This window comes from Henriciella algicola (genome assembly GCF_003576245.1).
Lineage (GTDB): Bacteria > Pseudomonadota > Alphaproteobacteria > Caulobacterales > Hyphomonadaceae > Henriciella > Henriciella algicola.
The window spans coordinates 1,454,879-1,470,628 of record NZ_QWGA01000003.1; the positions used below are offsets into that span (position 1 = coordinate 1,454,879).

Below are 15,750 nucleotides of genomic sequence, written 5' to 3' on the forward strand. Positions count from 1 at the left end.
ACAGGCAAATTCCTGCCAAGAGAAACCCGCCGATGACCCAACGTAATATAGGTATCTACCCTATCGGAACTGTCAGGTCCAAGCGTTCTGAACCGATAGATGATGGCTGGGATGCCATTCCCGCGCACATCGAAGTCGACGCTGAGCGGTTCACGCCCGAAGCGCTGTTCGGCCTCGACACGTTCTCTCACGCAGAGATCATTTTCCTCTTCGACCGCGTCCCCGACGAGAAGATCGAGCGCAGCGCGCGTCATCCACGCGGCAACAAGGACTGGCCGCTGACCGGCATCTTCGCGCAGCGCGGCAAGAACCGTCCCAACCGGATCGGCGTCACTGTCTGCCGCGTCCTGAAGGTGGAAGGGCTGACCCTTTACCTCGAAGGCCTCGACGCGATCGACGGCACACCGGTCCTCGACATCAAACCCGTCATGGAAGGCTTCCTGCCCCGCGGCGACATCCGCGAACCTGACTGGTCGAAGGCGCTGATGGCTGGCTACTGGGACTGAAACTGGGCGCGCGATGACCGACATTTTTGATATCCGCTTCGACCCGCCAGTCGATCCGGCTGGTAGGACCTATCGCAGCGTTCCGATCAATGATCCGGAATTTGCATCGAGGGCGACCAAGCTCTCGATCCATTGGGAAGTGAATTATTGGGCGGGAAATAACTGCTTCTCTGGCGGACGCGGACAGATGCTCAGCATCCTTTCCGAACTGGTCCACGGATATCAAGCTACGAAGCAAAGATCAGATTTTGTGCTTGCGCCGCGAGGAGAGGAATTAGGGCGGATAGAATTTCGCGAGGACGGCGCATTGTTCTACGATCTCTATGGGACGCCGCCAGACAAATTCGTCGCGCATTGCGAGGCTGCACAAGTCGAGCGCCGCTATCAGGAGGCCGTAAGCGCACTCTATCACCGGATGCTCCAATATATGGGGGGTTAGCAGTTCGCGGATGCCTTCACTCGGACTAAGTCTGGGCCGCAGCCGCTATTTCCGTCATCCCAGCGAAAGCTGGGACCCATGGCGGTTGAGCAATCACCTCTTGGCCGTCATGGACCCCACCTTGCGGTGGAGAGGCGGAAGTGAAGAAGTCTCAGGCGGATTTCGGTTTCAGCCGATAACGCGAGATCGCTTCATGGCTTTCCCGTGCTTCATCCGCCAGCTTGCGCAGCGCGTCAGGCAGCACTGGCTCCTCACGCCGCGGTGCGCCAAACCCTGTCGACTGCCACACCGCATCATACCAGTGCGGCGCCCAGACCCCGTCTTCAGGCTTTGGCCCCGCCTTCCAGCTCAGCATGGCATCGGTGTATTCGATACCAAACGCTGCGCAGAGGGCGCGTAACATCCCGGCTGGGTCTTCAAGGATATCATCGGAATCGACCACAGGCGGCGCTTCGCCCCTGATCTGACACACCCGGTCGAACAGCTCCGCTTGCTGCGGCACCCCGATCGCTTCAAGGCTCACCGTCTCCATCTTGCGCGCATAGGAGGCGAGCACACGTGCCGGATCGCGGATCAGGAAGGCATTGGTCACGCTATCCATCCAGCTACGGGGCAGGGCGGGCGCCATATGGTGCGTCATATGCTTCTGATAGAAGACAGGCTTCTCGCCGGGCACAGGCGCTTCGCTCAGCTCTCGTGCAACGACGGCGCCGTCATGCGCCTGCGCCTCCAGGATCTCCGCCTGCATGGGGTGCACTGTGCCAGTAGAGACAAGATAGGCCGCATAGAACGGCTCATCGACGCAGGCTGTGTCAGGCCGCGCGCCAAAGCTGCGCATCATCGTGGTCGAGAGATTACGCGGTCCAGACCACATGGCGATGCGGACAGGCTCGCTCATTTGATCGGCGTGAGGCTGCGGGCGACGAGATCCTGGTAAAGCCCTGTAATCCGCTTCGCCATTGGCCCGCCGACATGTTCGATCGTTCGTCCGTCCACCTCACGCACCGGCGTCACGCCTGCAAAGGTGCCCGTCACGAAGGCCTCATCAGCCGAATAGACGTCGAACAGGGAGAAGCGCTTCTCGCGGACAGTAATTCCGGCTTCCTCGCAGACACGGATGATGTTGCCGCGCGTGATGCCGCCGAGGCAGTAATCCGGCGGCGACGTCCAGACCTCGCCATCCCGCACGATGAAGAAATGGGTAGAGTTACAGGTCGCGACGAACCCGTCAGCATCCAGCATCAGCCCCTCATCCGCGCCCGCCTTGTCGGCCTGTATGCAGGCGAGAATGCAATTGAGTTTTGAGTGCGAGTTGAGCTTTTGGTCCTGCTCGGCAGGCCCTGTCCGCCGAATATGAACGGTGAAAAGCGAAAGCCCCTTCTCGATCACTTCCGGTACGGGCGCCTTATATTCCGGGATGATGACGATGGTCGGCTTGGTGATGGTAAAGCGCGGGCCCTGATACGGCGTCTTCTTGATGCCACGCGTCACCATCAGCCGGATATGCACCCCATCATTCATGTCCTGCGCCTTCAGGCAGTCGAACAGGCGCTGGGTGAGATCTTCCTTCGAAAGCCCGATATCCATGTCGATGGTTTTTGCGCCCGCATAGAGCCGCTTCAGATGCTCATCGAGAAAGGCCACACCGCCATTCTTGACGCGCAAGCCTTCCCACACCCCGTCGCCTAGAAGGTAGCCACTGTCGAACACCGAAACGGTCGCTTCATCACGGTGCTTCAGCTCTCCATTGACCGAGATCAGCACATTCGCATTGCGCGGATCGTAGACAAAGTCATGCACACCGTGCGGTTCGTCTTCCATCGAGTGATCTCCTGTCTCGAACGTCCGGTTCTAGTCATACACCGGACTGCCCCAGAGCGAAGCATGCCCCTGCGAAGGCAGGGGTCGAAGGACGAGCGCGGGATGGGGAGATTAGCCAACCCGGCGGTCAGTATCCTTCCAGTAAGGCTCGCGCAGATCCTTGCGGAGGATCTTGCCGGACGGGTTGCGCGGCAGCACTTTCACGAAGTCGACCGATTTCGGGCACTTGTAGCCAGCGATCTTCTCTTTCGTGAACGCGATGATGGCGTCCTTGTCGGGAGTCGCGCCTTCCTTCAGGACGATGATCGCCTTGACCGCTTCGCCCCATTTCTCGCTCGGAATACCGATGACGGCGACGTCGGCGACATCCGGGTGGCTGAACAGGGCGTTCTCGACCTCTGCCGGATAGACGTTCTCACCGCCCGACACGATCATGTCCTTGATCCGGTCGTGGATAAAGAGGAAGCCATCCTTGTCGAAATAGCCAGCATCGCCTGTGTGGAAGAGGCCGCCGCGAAGCGCTTCTTCGGTGGCTTCTTCACGGTTCCAGTAGCCCTTCATCACAAAATCGGCGCCAATGACGATCTCGCCAACCTCGCCCTGCGGGACCGGATTGTCCTGCGGGTCGACCACGCGAACGATGGCGGTTGGATACGGCACACCGCAGGAGCGCAGCTTGCCCCAGCTCGGGTCGTGCGCTTCCGGTGGCAGATAGGTGCCGAGGCCAACCGTCTCGGTCAGGCCGTAAAGCTGGGTGAACTTCGCGCCGAACAGGTCGACAGCGCGCTTTAAGAGGTCTTCTGCAATCGGAGATGCGCCATAGGAAATCGTCTTCAGCGAAGAGAAATCCCGGTCATCGACGCCCGGCATCTGCGACAGCATCAGGATGACAGCCGGCACCCAGAAAGCGTGATTGACCTTGTGCTGCTCGACGAGGTCGAGGATGGCCGACGGGTCGATCTCACGTAGGATCAGCGTCATCGCTCCCTGCGCGCTGGCCAGAACACCGATATTGCAGCCCGCCACATGGAATAGCGGCATGGCGTTCATCACCACATCGCCCTCATCATAGGCAGCCCAGTCGAGCTTCGCTGCTTCGGTGAAGACGGCGCGATAGTTCGCATTGGTCAGCATGACGCCCTTGGGAAGGCCCGTCGTACCCGAAGTGTAGAGCTGAATGACATCGTCATCATCTTCGGTCTTGAGCCCCGGCGCCTTGTCGCTCTGGCTCGCCATCCAGTCGTCATAGGACGGCCAATCCTTGTGGCCGCCATCAATCGCGATGATCGTCTTCAGTTCAGGACATTCCGGCGCGATCTTCTCTGCGGCCTCATAGAATTCCTTTGCGACGAACAGGACTTTCGACTTGCTGTCGGACAGGATGAATTTCATCTCCGGTGGCGCGAGGCGGTTATTGATGCCCGTCATGGTCGAGCGTGACTTCGCGCAGCCGAAAAGCTGTTCGTAATAACAGCCCATATTCTTGGCGAGATAGGCGACCCGGTCGCCCGGCTTCACGCCTGCCGCGAGCAGGCCATTGGCGACCTTGTTGGCATTCTTTTCGAGACCGGCGAATGTCGTCGTCTTCTCCTCGAACCAGATCGCAGGCTTGTCAGCGAGTTTCTCTGACTGCACGCGCGGAATATCGGCGAGGTGTGGCATCAGGACGGGATCGAGCATCTTCTGGACTTCCTCTTGAGCTTTGTTTCTTTTTCTGTACCGCTTGAAATCGCTTTGAACGCGGCGGGCAAGCCCTCAGATGGGATAGGGTGCCTGCCAGACAGCGAAAAGGAACGCCAATGGCCAGCGCGCAGTCGATTATTCTCCACCATTACCAGACGTCTCCCTTCTCGGAGAAAGTCCGGCTCGCGCTGCGAATGAAGAACCTCGCCTGGGCGTCGGTCGAAATCCCCAACATGATGCCAAAGCCGCTGCTCATGCCGCTGACGGGTGGCTATCGCAAGACGCCCGTTATGCAGATTGGCGCGGACATCTTCCTCGACAGCGCGATGATCATCCGCGCGCTGGAAGAACGCTTCGAGATCCCACAGCTCGACCTGCCGGGCCATGAGGGTCTCTCCAATGTCGTCGGCTCATGGGCTGACGGAAAGTGGTTCCAGACCAGCGTAGCCATCATCTTCGGTACGATCGGCGATCAGGTGCCGGAAGCTTTCAAGAAAGACCGCGAGCAGCTGTCAGGCCGCCCGTTCGATACCGATGCCATGAAGGCAGTCGTGCCGATGATGAAGGATCAATGGCGCGCGCAGATGGCGTGGCTCGAACAGCGCCTCACGGGCGGACAGGGCGCCGGTGCCGGCAACTGGCTGGTCAGCACCAAGCCGGGCCTCGTCGACGTGCACGCCTATATGAATCCATGGTTCATGGAGAGTGCCCTGCCTGATTTTGCTGCGCAGTGCTTCAAATCCTTCCCGCGCACCGCAGACTGGTATCAGCGCATGAAGGAAATCGAGGGTCAGACACCGGAAGACATCACGGGCGAAGAGGCGCTGGAGATCGCGCTTCACGCTGCCCCGCGCCTCAAAGCGGCCAAGACCGAAGGCGAACTTCAGGAGTTCGAGCCCGGTGAACGCGTCGCTGTCGCGGCCGACGATTATGGTCGCGACTGGGTCGAGGGCGAGATCGTCATCGCCACCGCCGACCGCATCATCATCCACCGCCATGACGAGCAGGCCGAAACACTGAACCTGCACTTCCCGCGCACCGGCTTCATGGTCCGGCGCCTCGGCTAGAAAACGTCTCGAGAACGAGATTCCGCACGCCGTCTTCCCAGCGAAAGCTGGGACCCATGGCGGTTGAGCGCGCACATCCCCAGCCGCCATAGACCCCCACTCTTCAGTGGGGAGGCGGCGTTGTAGCGATTGTCGGCTATTCGAGCCTAGGCTGCCTCGGTCGTCATCGCGACGAACACATCTTCCAGCTTCGGCTGGTCGGTGGAGAGGTCCGCCACGCTGATCCCTGCCTCACGTACCTGCTCCAGCAGGCGGCCAATGCCGGTCTCGCTGTTGCGATACGCGATTTCAAGCTCGCCAGACTTGAGCAGCCGGATATCGAGGTGCTTCAGGCTCTCAGGTACCGCGCTCAGCGGCTCGCGCGGCTGGATCTTCAGGATCCGCTGGTCCATGCGCGCCAGCAGTTTCGGCGTCGGCTCACACGCGATGATCTCGCCATGATTGACGATGGCGATTTCGTCGCAGAGCTCTTCAGCCTCTTCCAGATAGTGCGTTGTCAGGATGATGGTCGTGCCCTCATCGTGCAGCCGGCGGACATATTGCCAGAGCGAGCGGCGAAGCTCCACGTCAACACCGGCCGTCGGCTCATCAAGGATGAGGACAGGCGGGCGATGAACGAGTGCCTTCGCGATCATCAGGCGCCGTTTCATGCCGCCAGATAGCTGGCGCACATAGGCGTCGCGCTTGTCGGCAAGGCCGACCGCGTCGAGAATTTCCAGCGTCCGGCGCTGGCCCTTCGGCACGCCATAGAAGCCAGCCTGCAGCTCCAGCGCCTCTTCCGGCGTGAAGAAGGGGTCCATGGTGATTTCCTGGTTCACGACACCGATCGCGGCGCGGCTCGCGCGCGGATGCTGGTCGATATCCATGTCCCAGATGCGGGCCGTGCCGGATGTCTTGGTCACGAGACCGGCAAGAATGTTGATAAAGGTGGACTTGCCCGCACCGTTCGGGCCCAGCAGGCCAAAGATGCTGCCGCGCGGAATTTTCAGGCTGATGGACTGGAGCGCGCGCTTTTCCGGCATCTTACCAGAGGCAGCGTAGACCTTCTCAAGGTTCTCGACCTCGATTGCATAATCAGGGGCGGACATCTGCTCTCCGTGGTTTGCTCGAAGCGTCTATATAGGACTGTCGCCCTCGACCTCTACCACCAGCGCCTGTTTTTGTCGCTCCTGCGCGCGCTTGAATGCAGGGCGCTCCTTCATCCGGCCGAGATATTCCTTGCAGGTCGCGGTCAGGCACGGTTCCAGCGGCGGCAGGACGCTGGCCAGCAGCAGGCCATAGCCGATCGCGATATCTGCCATGGTGAACCTGTCGGCGACCATGAACCGCGAATGCTCCAGCTTCTGGTCGACGATGCGCAGGCGGCCCGAAAACCACATGCGATAGTCATCGGCGACCTGCGGCTGGCGGCGCGACTTCTTTTCCAGCATCTCATAGCGAAGCACCAGCGTTTGCGGGAAGGTCAGCGTCGCGTCAGAGAAATACATCCAGTTGAGATACTCGCCATATCCCGCCTCATCGGGCCGGACGGCAAGATCTGTCGGCCCATGCGTCTCTGCAAGGTAATGGCAAATGCCGGTCGATTCGGTCATCTTCGTCTTGCCATCGGTAAAGAACGGGATGGTGCCGAGCGGGTTGATCTCCATGTACGGTTTGTAGTGCGCGCGAGGCGGGAAGGGCAGGACGACGAGGTCATAGTCGATGCCCATTTCCTCCAGCGCCCAGAGCGGCCTGAACGAGCGGGCGTTGCGGCAGTGGTAGAGTGTCGGTTTCATCGGTCGGCCTCCCGGTCCTGGGTGCGGTGTCTCATCCAATTGACGCCGCTTGTCATGACGGACTACCTATGCGCCGTAACGCCTGACGGGCAATGCTGACATTGGGGAAGCTCAACTATGGCCACTCAGAACCTGCCGGAAGCCCCGGAGACGATCGTCACCGATGAGCACCGCGTCGCCTGCGATGGCGGAAATGGCCCGCTCGGTCACCCGATCGTCTGGTACGAAATGGGCGACGATGACATGGTCGAATGCGGTTATTGCGACCGCCGCTTCATCCTCAAGGGCGGCAAGTACGACCTCGGCTAGTAGGGCGAGGTCGGCCTAGGCCGCCTGCCTGCGCCGCTTCTTGTCGCGCCGCCACATCCCGAAAATCTTCGGCCCGTCGATCACATAGCGTTTGAACATACGCTGCGGCTCACTCGTCAGCCTGTGCAGCCATTCCAGCCTGAAATTGCGCATCCATTCCGGCGCCCGCGTCGTGCGCCCGGTCAGGAAGTCGAGGCTCGCGCCGCAACAAAGGCCGACCCCCTGCACCGTGCCAAGCTGCTTTGCCGCCAGTGCCACCATCTCCTGCTGAGGAGAGCCGACACACAGGAAGTGAAACCGCGCCGGGTTGCGCGCCATGAACTCGGCCGCGGCCTTCACAGCCTCCGGTTTGCGCCGAAGTCCCATTGGCGGGTCGTGCCAGCGCACGTCGGACAGGCCAAAGCGCGCCTTTAGCGCGGCAATCTCGCTCGCCGTGCAGCCAATCACCACGACAGGTTCTTCAGGGGCCAGTTCCTTCTCGAATAGCGTCTGAACGATGTCAGCGCCCGGCGACGCGGGCAGGTCGATCTTCTCAAACCCGGCGAGCAGTTCAAGGATGCGGCTATCGTTCAGGATCAGTCCGGCTTCATCGTAAAGATGGCGCAGGTCTTCTTCGCGCTGGAGGCGGACCATATGGTCGACATTCGGCGTTACGACATACCAGAAGCTGTCAGACCCCAGCGCGCTGGCAGCAATCGTGCGCGCAGCCTGACGGGTTGAGCGCGGCTGGAAAGTCAGGCCCAGAAAGTCCACGGCGTCCGGCGTGTTGGCGGCCGGGGCGGCGCCAGTCTGCGGCGTCTTTGCGGTAGAACCCTGCATCGTGTCTCCTTGGCAGGCAGATCGCGTCGATCAGTGCTTGCGAATCTATTCCTGTTTCAGTCGCTTGTCTCGGTGTCCGGCTTTCCCGGCTTCTTTCCATAGTCGTGTTTGCGCAAAAGCCCGCGAAACTGGTGATAGGTCAGGCCAAGCGTTTCTGCGGCCTTGCCCTGATGACCATCATGGGCAGCAAGCGCAGCATCTATGAGAGCTGTTTCGAAAACCTTTGTCTGAACTTCGAAAGTGGCTCCAAGCTGCGGCTTCGGCAGCTCGACTTGACTGGAGCGGGTGGGTTGAGTGGCGGCAGGTGGGGAGTCTGACGTTCCTTTCAAGACCGAAGGTGGCCTGAAGGGCGACGCGAACGGGTCCAGCGCTTCAGGGTCAAACCGCACAGGCTCATTGGTGGGCACGATCAGCGCGCGTGCTGTAATGCGCTGCGCGAAATTCCTGAGCTCGCGCACATTGCCCGGCCAGTCATGCGCCTCGATCGCCTCGATGGCCGAAGGGGCAAAGCCTGGAAAATCTTCCAGCATTTCACGCGCCATGCGGCGCGCAAAGAAGTCGGCCAATAGAGAGGCATCGCCCCTGCGCGCACGAAGCGGGGGCAGCGTCACGACATCGAAGGCCAGCCTGTCCAGAAGGTCTGCCCGGAATTTGCCCGCCTCGACGGCGGAAGGCAGGTCGATATTTGTCGCCGCCACGACGCGGACATTTGTCTCCAGCACTTTCTCGCCGCCGAGGCGCTGAAACTCGCCATACTCGATGACGCGCAGCAGTTTTTCCTGCACGCGCTGGGTCGCCGTGGCGATCTCGTCGAGAAAGATCGTACCGCCATTGGCAAGCTCGAACCGCCCGGTCCGCCGCTCCGTTGCGCCGGTGAACGCGCCGCGCTCATGGCCAAACAGTTCCGAATCCAGAAGGTCGTCGGAAAGGGCAGCGCAGTTCACCTTGATATACGGCCCATCCCAACGCTTCGACAGGAAGTGCATCCGCTCGGCAATCAGTTCCTTGCCGGTACCGCGCTCGCCAATGACAAGCGCGGGCCGGTCCAGCGGCGCAAGCCGTGAGACATGCTCCAGCGCTGAAAGCCACTCCGGGGCTTCGCCAATAATTTGGGGTGTATTACCAATCATGCGGTAAATTTAACTAAATAAGCAGTCAAAACAACTAAAATAATTAGCGTAATTGGCTAATTAGATCGACCAAGTTGGTGGCCCGAAAATTTTATTTCCAGCAAAAACAATGCGCTAGGTGGTTAGCAAAAAACTGGCACGGTCCTTGAAATGAGTATGGCAAGTCAGGCGATGGGCGTCGCCTAAACCGAAAGGACCAGAAGAATGACCGACCGCTCCTACGAGACCCGCTACCGGCAAGGCCGCGAAGAAGGTGGCCGCTTCGGCCGCTGGCTCGCAAGCCGTCCAGCCGAGTGCTGGATGTTCTTTGCAGCAGGCGTCTTCCTTGGCGGCCTGTTCTTCTAGCCACCCGTAAAAAGCACCTCGTCTCCTCCCAGAAGACCGACGAGAATTCGAAAGGATAAAAATCATGGGACTTTTTTCCCGCCTCGGCGACATCATCAACTCCAACATCAACGCGATGCTGGACAGTGCCGAAAACCCAGAAAAGATCGCACGCCTGATCATCCAGGAAATGGAAGACACGCTGGTTGAGGTCCGCACCGCGGCCGCCCGCGCCATGGCCGACAAGAAGGAAATGGAACGCGAGATCGCCTATTACACCAACGTCCGTGACGATTGGGAAAAGAAGGCTGGCGTCGCCATCGACAAGGGCCGTGAAGACCTCGCCCGCGGCGCACTGACCGCAAAGCAGAAAGCCGCTGGCGAAATCGATCGCCGTGAGCATGCCATGCAGGCTGCGGAAGACGCTTTCGAGAAGCACCAGTCGGACCTCGGCAAGCTTCAGGCAAAGCTGGACGAAGCTAAGGCCAAGCATCGTGCACTGATGATGCGCCGCGAAGCTGCCGAGCAACGCATCCGCATGCGCTCGCAGACCTATGACGGCCGTGTCGATGACGCGCTTGCCCGCTATGCAAGCGTTGAGCGCAAGGTCGACGAGATGGAAGCCTATGCTGACACCATCCAGGGCCGTGAGCCGAGCCTCGAAGACGAATTTGCTGCGCTTGAGCGTGACGAAGCCGTCGAGAAGGAGCTCGAAGCCCTGAAGAAGTCGCGCGGTCAGTCTTCCACGCAATCCAACCAAGGCGAGGGCTAAGTCATGCTGACATCCCTTTTCGTACTCGGCATTATCCTCTCCATCATCATCGTGCCAGGTCTCGTCATCCAGTCCATGGATGACCGGGCCGAGGCCCAGAAAGGATAGTCATGGACACGGATCTGCTGATCCCGCTCGTTGCGATCGTCTCACTCTTTATCGTCTTCCCGGGCATGGTGTTTCACTACGTCACGCTCTGGAGAAAACAGAAGACGCTCGAGCCAGACGACGAACGCATGCTCGAAGACCTCTGGCGCTCCGCAAAACGAATGGAGCGCCGCATCGAGACCCTCGAGAAGCTCGTAGACAACAATCCGGAAGATGCCGCGCCGGTCAGTCGCCAGCCGCGCTCCTCCTACGACCAATAAGGAACCACTTTAATGACCCACTCTGACCGTCACCCACATTCCGGGCGCGACCGTCATCAGCGCTACGAAGACGAGATGTTCCGCTCGCCAAACCCAAAGCGCCTCTACCGCTCGCGCAATGAGCGGATCCTGGCAGGCGTCTGTGGTGGTATCGGCGAACGTTACGGATGGGACCCGCTCGTGGTCCGTCTTGTCGCCGTCGTGGCCTTTTTCTTCCTCGCCGGACCGCTGATGCTCCTCGGCTATCTGCTCATGTGGATGATCGTGCCGAAAGCCCCAAAGTCCTACGGGCATCTCGCCCCTGAAGAAGAGGCTTTCTGGCGCGGCGTCTCCGACCGCCCGAAAACGACCTATTCCGGTCTCAAATACACCTTCATGGACCTGGAGGACCGTCTCCAGAACCTCGAAGCCAGTGTCACCTCGGATGAATGGCGCCTGCGCCGCGAATTCCGCAACCTCGAAAAGAACTGAACATGTCGGCTCAACTCCTCTCCCTGCCAAACCGGTATCACTGGATAGAGCCGGCACCTCAACCGACTGAAGCCAAGGGGGCTCTTCAAATGACACGCAATCTCCAGACCAGCGGATGGCTCGCACTTGCCGGTGCAACCTTCATCCTGGCGTCTGCCGTCGCAGCCAGCATGCTCGGCGGGCTGCACATCGAAGCTGGCGGTGTCCAGCTGACGCTCGAAGCTTCGGCAGAGCGCGGTCTGCAGCTGGTCTTCGCAGCCGCCAATCAGGGCTAAGCGTCCGTCAGCCCCCGCGCTTCAGGGCGCGAAGAATGAGCCGCATCGGCGACACCGCCTCAAGGGCGGGCTCCGTCGCCGGGGCGGGTTCTTCAAGGATCTGACCGGCCAGTATCTCACCCGCCCAAGGGCCCCAGGTAAAGCCGCGCGATCCAAATCCACCCGCCATGAACAGGCCACCGACCAGCGGCGCGTCCGCTTCGATGGCCTGACCATGTTTCACCCCGTCGAAAATCTCTCGTGCAGCCGCCTCATCGGGCACCGCTCCGATCAGCGGCAGGCGGTCCGGCGTTGTCGCGCGTACCCCGGCGCGGCTCTGAAGCTCTGCAGCTTTCGCGGCCTGTCGCCAATATGGGTCCAGTTCTTCAAGGGCTGCCATATTCGTGGCCCGCGCGGCCTCAGATAGGTCCGGCCCGGTTCCGTCCCAAGCCTCAAACGTCGCGCCCCATAGACGGGTCTGGCCCAAAGCGAGGGCATAGTGGCCGCTTGCGATTGCTGAAGGCGGCGCGTCAACGGCGACGTCAGCAAACTCCACCTGACCAAGACGTCCGGTCAGCCCCAGCCACGGCAGCAGATCCTGCGCCCCCTGACCGGCAGCGATGATGGTCGGCACCTCCGGATTGAGGTCTGAGAGATGAAGCTTTTCGCCAAACCGGGTCTCGGCCCCTTCGAGAAGGTGCGCGATGAGCTTCTCCGGCTCCAGTATCAGCGCCTGTTTGTGAAGCTGGCCGCTTACTGCCGCCTCAAGGTTCTCAAGCCCCAGCGGCGGGTCAGCCAGTACTTTGGCAATCCGCGCTGCCTCCCGCTCATCTTTCGGGCGCTGCAGCACATTGGTTTCGGTAACGCCCGGCCGCCCGGCATAGAACTGGCGCGCACGAAGATAGGCGTCGATCAGCAGCCGCGCCTGAACCGTATCGCCCGCATCAAGCCGCGGCATGACCAGCGCCAGCGGGTTACCGCTTGCATGCTTCGCCGGGCCGCTCGCCGCGTCGATCATCTCGACCTCAAGGCCGCGATCAAGAAATGTCCGCGCCAGACACGCCCCGGCTATACCAGCCCCGATGATCCGAACTCTGTTTGGGCGGTCATCAGGGGAGCGAAGGCCGTAGACATCCGGTGCGGGCTGGGGCGCTTCGTTGAGGCGCACTTCCAGCCGCTCCCGCTTGCGCCCGAAGCCTTCGACCTTGGCGACATCGAAGCCAGCGTCGGCAAGGCCGCGCCGCACGAAACCAGCCACCGTGAATGTACTGAGAGAAACACCGTCAGTGCACCGCTGCTGCACCATCGGCCAGAGGGATTTGTCCCACATTTGCGGATTCTTAGCCGGGGAAAATCCATCAAGAAACCACGCATCGGCGGCAAAGCGGGAGGCGGGCAAAGTCTCGCTGATGTCCCCGGTATGAAGCGTCAGCGTGACGCCCTCTTCCGGCCAGACGATCCGTTGGACACCCAGCGCCCGCTCTGGCCAGCGCTCGATCAACTTGTCTGACAATTCGCTGATCTCGGGCCATGCGGAAAGCGCGCGGGCGGCGTCCTCGCGGTCGAGTGGAAACCCTTCAAAGGAAATGAAGTGCAGCCACGCTTTCGGCGTCGGACGCGTCCCGCGCCAGAGCTGCCAGGTGCCGAGGAAATTAAGCCCCGTTCCAAAGCCAAGTTCGCCAACGGTAAAGCTGCCTCTGCCCTTCCAGCGCTCTGGCAATCCGCAGCCTTTCAGGAAAACGAGGCGTGTTTCCTCCAGCCCGCTCTGACGGGAGAAATAGATATCATCCACCCGCACATCCTGCGGCGTGCCATCATCTTTCCAGTCAAGTTCAGGGCGGGGCGGTAGTCGGCTCATTTGCGGCTCATCTAGCACGGGAATTTAATATTCCACCCCGGGAACGGCAGGGCCAGACCGCTTGTTATTCTGGTGATCTACACACGCAAAAGGAGAAACCTTCCATGGGAAAAGATCAAGCTGAAGGCCTCGGCAAGAAAGTCGCTGGCAAGGCTAAGGAAATCGCTGGTGTCGCCACCGATAACCGCAAGCTCGAAGCCGAAGGCAAGGCGCAGCAGGTTGAAGGCAAGGGTCAGGAAATGGTCGGCAAGGCCAAGGACGCCCTGAAATCAGAAGAGAAAAAGAAAGCCTGATCCACCAGCATTTTTCTTGGCAGGGTCTCTGGCGCGCCTAAATCCTCTTCCATGATTTCGCACCATGAGACCCCTGCAAGGCGCACAGGCCTTGAAAGATTGAATGAATTTGCGCCCCTCATGGGGACGCATTACGGGCACCGTCGCAATATCGACCCGGGCGAAAATGCCCGCCCGAACGTTTCCCAGCTTTCCCCCTTCCTTCGCCACCGGCTGATCAGCGAGGAAGAGGTCGCCTCCGCGGCCCTCACGGTGCATGGCAGCGAACAGGCGACGAAATTCATTCAGGAAATTTGCTGGCGGACATATTTCAAAGGCTGGCTGGAGCATCACCCGTCTGTCTGGTCGGATTATATTTCCGACCGTGATGCGCAATTTACTTCCCTCGAAAAGGATAAGGGCCTACGCGCCGATTATGAGGCCGCCATTGAAGGCCGCGCCGGCATCGAAGGCTTCGACCATTGGGCGAAAGAACTCACTGAGACCGGCTATCTCCATAATCACGCCCGCATGTCTTTCGCCTCTATCTGGCTCTTCACGCTGAAGCTGCCCTGGTCGCTCGGCGCAGACTTTTTCCTCCGCCATCTCCTCGACGGCGACCCTGCTTCCAACACGCTATCTTGGCGCTGGGTCGCCGGGCTGCACACGCTGGGAAAGACTTATCTCGCCAAGAAGGAAGCCATTGAGACCTGCAGCGATGGGAGGTTCGCGCCGGGCAATCTCGCCCAGAGCGCCCGTCAGGTTCCCGGGCCGGACAACCCCCAGCCGCAACAGCTTCCGCCCCGCGACATCCTGCCTGATGAAAGTTTTGCGCTTCTCCTCACCGAGGATGATCTCAGCGTCGAAACATGGCTCAATGAGCATCTGGACATCGAGGCGATTGCCGGACTGCACAGCGCCGAGACCAGATGCGCCGCAGACGTTTCGGAGAAAGCCGTGTCTTTCACCAAAGGCGCGCTCAAAGATGGCCTAGCAAGGGCAGGCAGCCATTTCGGCATCGAGGCTCAAAACCTCTCAGATGACAGCGACAGGCAATCCGCACTGAAAGACTGGGCGAACAGCCTTGAGACGAGGCACATCGTCGTTCCCTACATCCCGGCCGGATGGACGCGGGATACGCTGTCGCCGGTCCTGTCAGGGCTTCAGGCAGACGGGTTTCACATCCACCAGATCCGGCGCGACTGGGATGAGTGTTTCTGGCCGCACGCCAGGAAGGGTTTCTTCAAATTGCGCAAGCAGATCCCATCTGTTCTGGACACGCTCGACATAGCAGAAGGTCTGAAACTCGATGGCTGATCCTGAAATCAAGCACTCAGAAAGCGATAGCGGCGGGGTCTTCCACACGACTATTGATGGCCACAAAGCTGAAATGACCTACTCAAAGGCTGGCACGACGGTCATGATCATTGATCATACGGGCGTGCCCGAAGCGCTCGGCGGTCAGGGCGTGGGTCTGAAGCTGGTCGAGGCCGGCATCGCCCTTGCGCGTGAGCGCGGACTGAAAATCATGCCGCTCTGCCCCTTCGCAAAGGCGCAGTTCGAGAAGCACCCGGAATGGAAGGATGTCCTTCGATGAGCGACCTCACACTTCAGGATGACGGCAAGCAACTGACAACGGATGTCGAAGGCCACGAACTTGTCATCCGCTATGGCTGGCAGGGCGATGACGTCATGCGGGTTGATTTTGTCGGCGTGCCATCAGCGCTCGGCGGACGCGGCCTCGGCACGAAGCTGGTCGGCAAGCTGGTTGAAAAAGCGCGCGCGGAGAATTTCAAGCTGGTGCCGGTCTGCGGTTTTGCCCGAACGCAGATCGACAGGCATCCGGACTGGAAGGATGTGCTCGCCTGATCCATTACGTCAG

21 protein-coding genes are annotated in these 15,750 nt (G+C 60.3%); 13 read left to right on the forward strand and 8 right to left on the reverse strand.

Annotated elements, in window-relative coordinates:
* Positions 1-32: 32 nt before the first annotated feature.
* Complete coding sequence (locus D1222_RS07685; protein ID WP_119453589.1) at positions 33-506, forward strand: SAM-dependent methyltransferase; 474 nt, start codon at positions 33-35, stop codon at positions 504-506.
* Between the two features lie 13 nt (positions 507-519).
* Positions 520-945, forward strand: coding sequence for a hypothetical protein (locus D1222_RS07690; protein WP_119453590.1), 426 nt, complete (start codon positions 520-522; stop codon positions 943-945).
* A 151-nt stretch (positions 946-1,096) separates the two neighbouring features.
* Here D1222_RS07690 and D1222_RS07695 read toward each other — a convergent pair whose 3' ends face one another.
* From D1222_RS07695 to D1222_RS07705, 3 genes are all read right to left on the reverse strand, one after another.
* The gene (locus D1222_RS07695; protein ID WP_182481898.1) at positions 1,097-1,843 is read right to left on the reverse strand and encodes a sulfotransferase-like domain-containing protein; all 747 of its coding nucleotides are present in this window, start codon (positions 1,841-1,843) and stop codon (positions 1,097-1,099) included.
* Positions 1,840-2,766, reverse strand: coding sequence for an aminotransferase class IV (locus D1222_RS07700; RefSeq protein WP_119453591.1), 927 nt, complete (start codon positions 2,764-2,766; stop codon positions 1,840-1,842). The genes D1222_RS07695 and D1222_RS07700 overlap by 4 nt, the downstream gene beginning before the upstream one ends.
* Positions 2,767-2,877: 111 nt before the next feature.
* Complete coding sequence (locus D1222_RS07705) at positions 2,878-4,446, reverse strand: long-chain-fatty-acid--CoA ligase (protein ID WP_119453592.1); 1,569 nt, start codon at positions 4,444-4,446, stop codon at positions 2,878-2,880.
* A 119-nt stretch (positions 4,447-4,565) separates the two neighbouring features.
* Between D1222_RS07705 and D1222_RS07710 the strand changes: the two genes are divergently transcribed.
* Positions 4,566-5,516, forward strand: a complete 951-nt coding sequence (locus D1222_RS07710) for a glutathione S-transferase family protein (RefSeq protein ID WP_119453593.1) — start codon at positions 4,566-4,568, stop codon at positions 5,514-5,516.
* Positions 5,517-5,662: 146 nt separating this feature from the next.
* Here the strand turns inward: D1222_RS07710 and D1222_RS07715 are convergent, their stop codons facing one another.
* Together D1222_RS07715 and D1222_RS07720 are read right to left on the reverse strand one after the other, a co-directional pair.
* Complete coding sequence (locus tag D1222_RS07715; RefSeq protein ID WP_119453594.1) at positions 5,663-6,604, reverse strand: ABC transporter ATP-binding protein; 942 nt, start codon at positions 6,602-6,604, stop codon at positions 5,663-5,665.
* Between the two features lie 27 nt (positions 6,605-6,631).
* Positions 6,632-7,291 carry a glutathione S-transferase family protein gene (locus tag D1222_RS07720; RefSeq protein WP_119453595.1) on the reverse strand — a complete coding sequence of 220 codons (660 nt, stop codon included), beginning with the start codon at positions 7,289-7,291 and terminating at the stop codon, positions 6,632-6,634.
* Between the two features lie 117 nt (positions 7,292-7,408).
* On the opposite strand from D1222_RS07720, the gene D1222_RS07725 reads away from it, so the two are divergent.
* Positions 7,409-7,600, forward strand: coding sequence for a zinc-finger domain-containing protein (locus D1222_RS07725; protein ID WP_119453596.1), 192 nt, complete (start codon positions 7,409-7,411; stop codon positions 7,598-7,600).
* Positions 7,601-7,615: 15 nt separating this feature from the next.
* Here D1222_RS07725 and D1222_RS07730 read toward each other — a convergent pair whose 3' ends face one another.
* Both D1222_RS07730 and pspF read right to left on the reverse strand, forming a co-directional pair.
* Positions 7,616-8,419, reverse strand: coding sequence for a WecB/TagA/CpsF family glycosyltransferase (locus D1222_RS07730; RefSeq protein WP_119453597.1), 804 nt, complete (start codon positions 8,417-8,419; stop codon positions 7,616-7,618).
* A 56-nt stretch (positions 8,420-8,475) separates the two neighbouring features.
* Positions 8,476-9,549: a phage shock protein operon transcriptional activator gene (gene pspF / locus D1222_RS07735; RefSeq protein WP_119453598.1), complete on the reverse strand. Its 1,074-nt coding sequence runs from the start codon at positions 9,547-9,549 to the stop codon at positions 8,476-8,478.
* Between the two features lie 204 nt (positions 9,550-9,753).
* Between pspF and D1222_RS15735 the strand changes: the two genes are divergently transcribed.
* The 5 genes from D1222_RS15735 to D1222_RS07755 all read left to right on the forward strand — a co-directional run bounded on the left by D1222_RS15735 (position 9,754) and on the right by D1222_RS07755 (position 11,759).
* Positions 9,754-9,894, forward strand: a complete 141-nt coding sequence (locus tag D1222_RS15735; RefSeq protein WP_182481899.1) for a hypothetical protein — start codon at positions 9,754-9,756, stop codon at positions 9,892-9,894.
* A 64-nt stretch (positions 9,895-9,958) separates the two neighbouring features.
* Positions 9,959-10,645 (forward strand): phage shock protein PspA, encoded by a 687-nt coding sequence (gene pspA, locus D1222_RS07740; protein WP_119453599.1) that lies wholly within the window; start codon positions 9,959-9,961, stop codon positions 10,643-10,645.
* Between the two features lie 110 nt (positions 10,646-10,755).
* Positions 10,756-11,013, forward strand: coding sequence for an envelope stress response membrane protein PspB (pspB, locus tag D1222_RS07745; protein ID WP_119453600.1), 258 nt, complete (start codon positions 10,756-10,758; stop codon positions 11,011-11,013).
* 12 nt (positions 11,014-11,025) lie between these two features.
* On the forward strand, positions 11,026-11,484 hold the full coding sequence (pspC, locus tag D1222_RS07750; RefSeq protein WP_119453601.1) for an envelope stress response membrane protein PspC: 459 nt from the start codon (positions 11,026-11,028) through the stop codon (positions 11,482-11,484).
* 89 nt (positions 11,485-11,573) lie between these two features.
* A complete protein-coding gene (locus D1222_RS07755) occupies positions 11,574-11,759 on the forward strand; it encodes a hypothetical protein (protein WP_119453602.1) in 186 nt (61 codons plus the stop codon).
* 7 nt (positions 11,760-11,766) lie between these two features.
* Here the strand turns inward: D1222_RS07755 and mnmC are convergent, their stop codons facing one another.
* Complete coding sequence (gene mnmC, locus D1222_RS07760) at positions 11,767-13,596, reverse strand: FAD-dependent 5-carboxymethylaminomethyl-2-thiouridine(34) oxidoreductase MnmC (RefSeq protein WP_233348567.1); 1,830 nt, start codon at positions 13,594-13,596, stop codon at positions 11,767-11,769.
* A 104-nt stretch (positions 13,597-13,700) separates the two neighbouring features.
* On the opposite strand from mnmC, the gene D1222_RS07765 reads away from it, so the two are divergent.
* The 4 genes from D1222_RS07765 (at position 13,701) to D1222_RS07780 (ending at position 15,737) form a co-directional block, all read left to right on the forward strand.
* Complete coding sequence (locus tag D1222_RS07765; protein WP_119453603.1) at positions 13,701-13,889, forward strand: CsbD family protein; 189 nt, start codon at positions 13,701-13,703, stop codon at positions 13,887-13,889.
* 120 nt (positions 13,890-14,009) lie between these two features.
* Positions 14,010-15,185, forward strand: a complete 1,176-nt coding sequence (locus D1222_RS07770) for an FAD-binding domain-containing protein (protein WP_182481900.1) — start codon at positions 14,010-14,012, stop codon at positions 15,183-15,185.
* Entirely contained in the window at positions 15,178-15,465 is a 288-nt protein-coding gene (locus D1222_RS07775; protein ID WP_119453605.1) for a GNAT family N-acetyltransferase, read from the forward strand. Before D1222_RS07770 ends, D1222_RS07775 begins: the two co-directional genes overlap by 8 nt.
* A complete protein-coding gene (locus D1222_RS07780; RefSeq protein ID WP_182481901.1) occupies positions 15,462-15,737 on the forward strand; it encodes a GNAT family N-acetyltransferase in 276 nt (91 codons plus the stop codon). Before D1222_RS07775 ends, D1222_RS07780 begins: the two co-directional genes overlap by 4 nt.
* Positions 15,738-15,750: the final 13 nt, after the last annotated feature.

Bases quoted from the DNA above. Each gene is read 5' to 3' on its own strand.
- D1222_RS07685 (WP_119453589.1), top strand. From the start codon at position 33: ATGACCCAACGTAATATAGGTATCTACCCTATCGGAACTGTCAGGTCC.
- D1222_RS07690 (WP_119453590.1), top strand. From the start codon at position 520: ATGACCGACATTTTTGATATCCGCTTCGACCCGCCAGTCGATCCGGCT.
- D1222_RS07695 (WP_182481898.1), bottom strand. From the start codon at position 1,843: ATGAGCGAGCCTGTCCGCATCGCCATGTGGTCTGGACCGCGTAATCTC.
- D1222_RS07700 (WP_119453591.1), bottom strand. From the start codon at position 2,766: ATGGAAGACGAACCGCACGGTGTGCATGACTTTGTCTACGATCCGCGC.
- D1222_RS07705 (WP_119453592.1), bottom strand. From the start codon at position 4,446: ATGCTCGATCCCGTCCTGATGCCACACCTCGCCGATATTCCGCGCGTG.
- D1222_RS07710 (WP_119453593.1), top strand. From the start codon at position 4,566: ATGGCCAGCGCGCAGTCGATTATTCTCCACCATTACCAGACGTCTCCC.
- D1222_RS07715 (WP_119453594.1), bottom strand. From the start codon at position 6,604: ATGTCCGCCCCTGATTATGCAATCGAGGTCGAGAACCTTGAGAAGGTC.
- D1222_RS07720 (WP_119453595.1), bottom strand. From the start codon at position 7,291: ATGAAACCGACACTCTACCACTGCCGCAACGCCCGCTCGTTCAGGCCG.
- D1222_RS07725 (WP_119453596.1), top strand. From the start codon at position 7,409: ATGGCCACTCAGAACCTGCCGGAAGCCCCGGAGACGATCGTCACCGAT.
- D1222_RS07730 (WP_119453597.1), bottom strand. From the start codon at position 8,419: ATGCAGGGTTCTACCGCAAAGACGCCGCAGACTGGCGCCGCCCCGGCC.
- pspF (WP_119453598.1), bottom strand. From the start codon at position 9,549: ATGATTGGTAATACACCCCAAATTATTGGCGAAGCCCCGGAGTGGCTT.
- D1222_RS15735 (WP_182481899.1), top strand. From the start codon at position 9,754: ATGACCGACCGCTCCTACGAGACCCGCTACCGGCAAGGCCGCGAAGAA.
- pspA (WP_119453599.1), top strand. From the start codon at position 9,959: ATGGGACTTTTTTCCCGCCTCGGCGACATCATCAACTCCAACATCAAC.
- pspB (WP_119453600.1), top strand. From the start codon at position 10,756: ATGGACACGGATCTGCTGATCCCGCTCGTTGCGATCGTCTCACTCTTT.
- pspC (WP_119453601.1), top strand. From the start codon at position 11,026: ATGACCCACTCTGACCGTCACCCACATTCCGGGCGCGACCGTCATCAG.
- D1222_RS07755 (WP_119453602.1), top strand. From the start codon at position 11,574: ATGACACGCAATCTCCAGACCAGCGGATGGCTCGCACTTGCCGGTGCA.
- mnmC (WP_233348567.1), bottom strand. From the start codon at position 13,596: ATGAGCCGACTACCGCCCCGCCCTGAACTTGACTGGAAAGATGATGGC.
- D1222_RS07765 (WP_119453603.1), top strand. From the start codon at position 13,701: ATGGGAAAAGATCAAGCTGAAGGCCTCGGCAAGAAAGTCGCTGGCAAG.
- D1222_RS07770 (WP_182481900.1), top strand. From the start codon at position 14,010: ATGGGGACGCATTACGGGCACCGTCGCAATATCGACCCGGGCGAAAAT.
- D1222_RS07775 (WP_119453605.1), top strand. From the start codon at position 15,178: ATGGCTGATCCTGAAATCAAGCACTCAGAAAGCGATAGCGGCGGGGTC.
- D1222_RS07780 (WP_182481901.1), top strand. From the start codon at position 15,462: ATGAGCGACCTCACACTTCAGGATGACGGCAAGCAACTGACAACGGAT.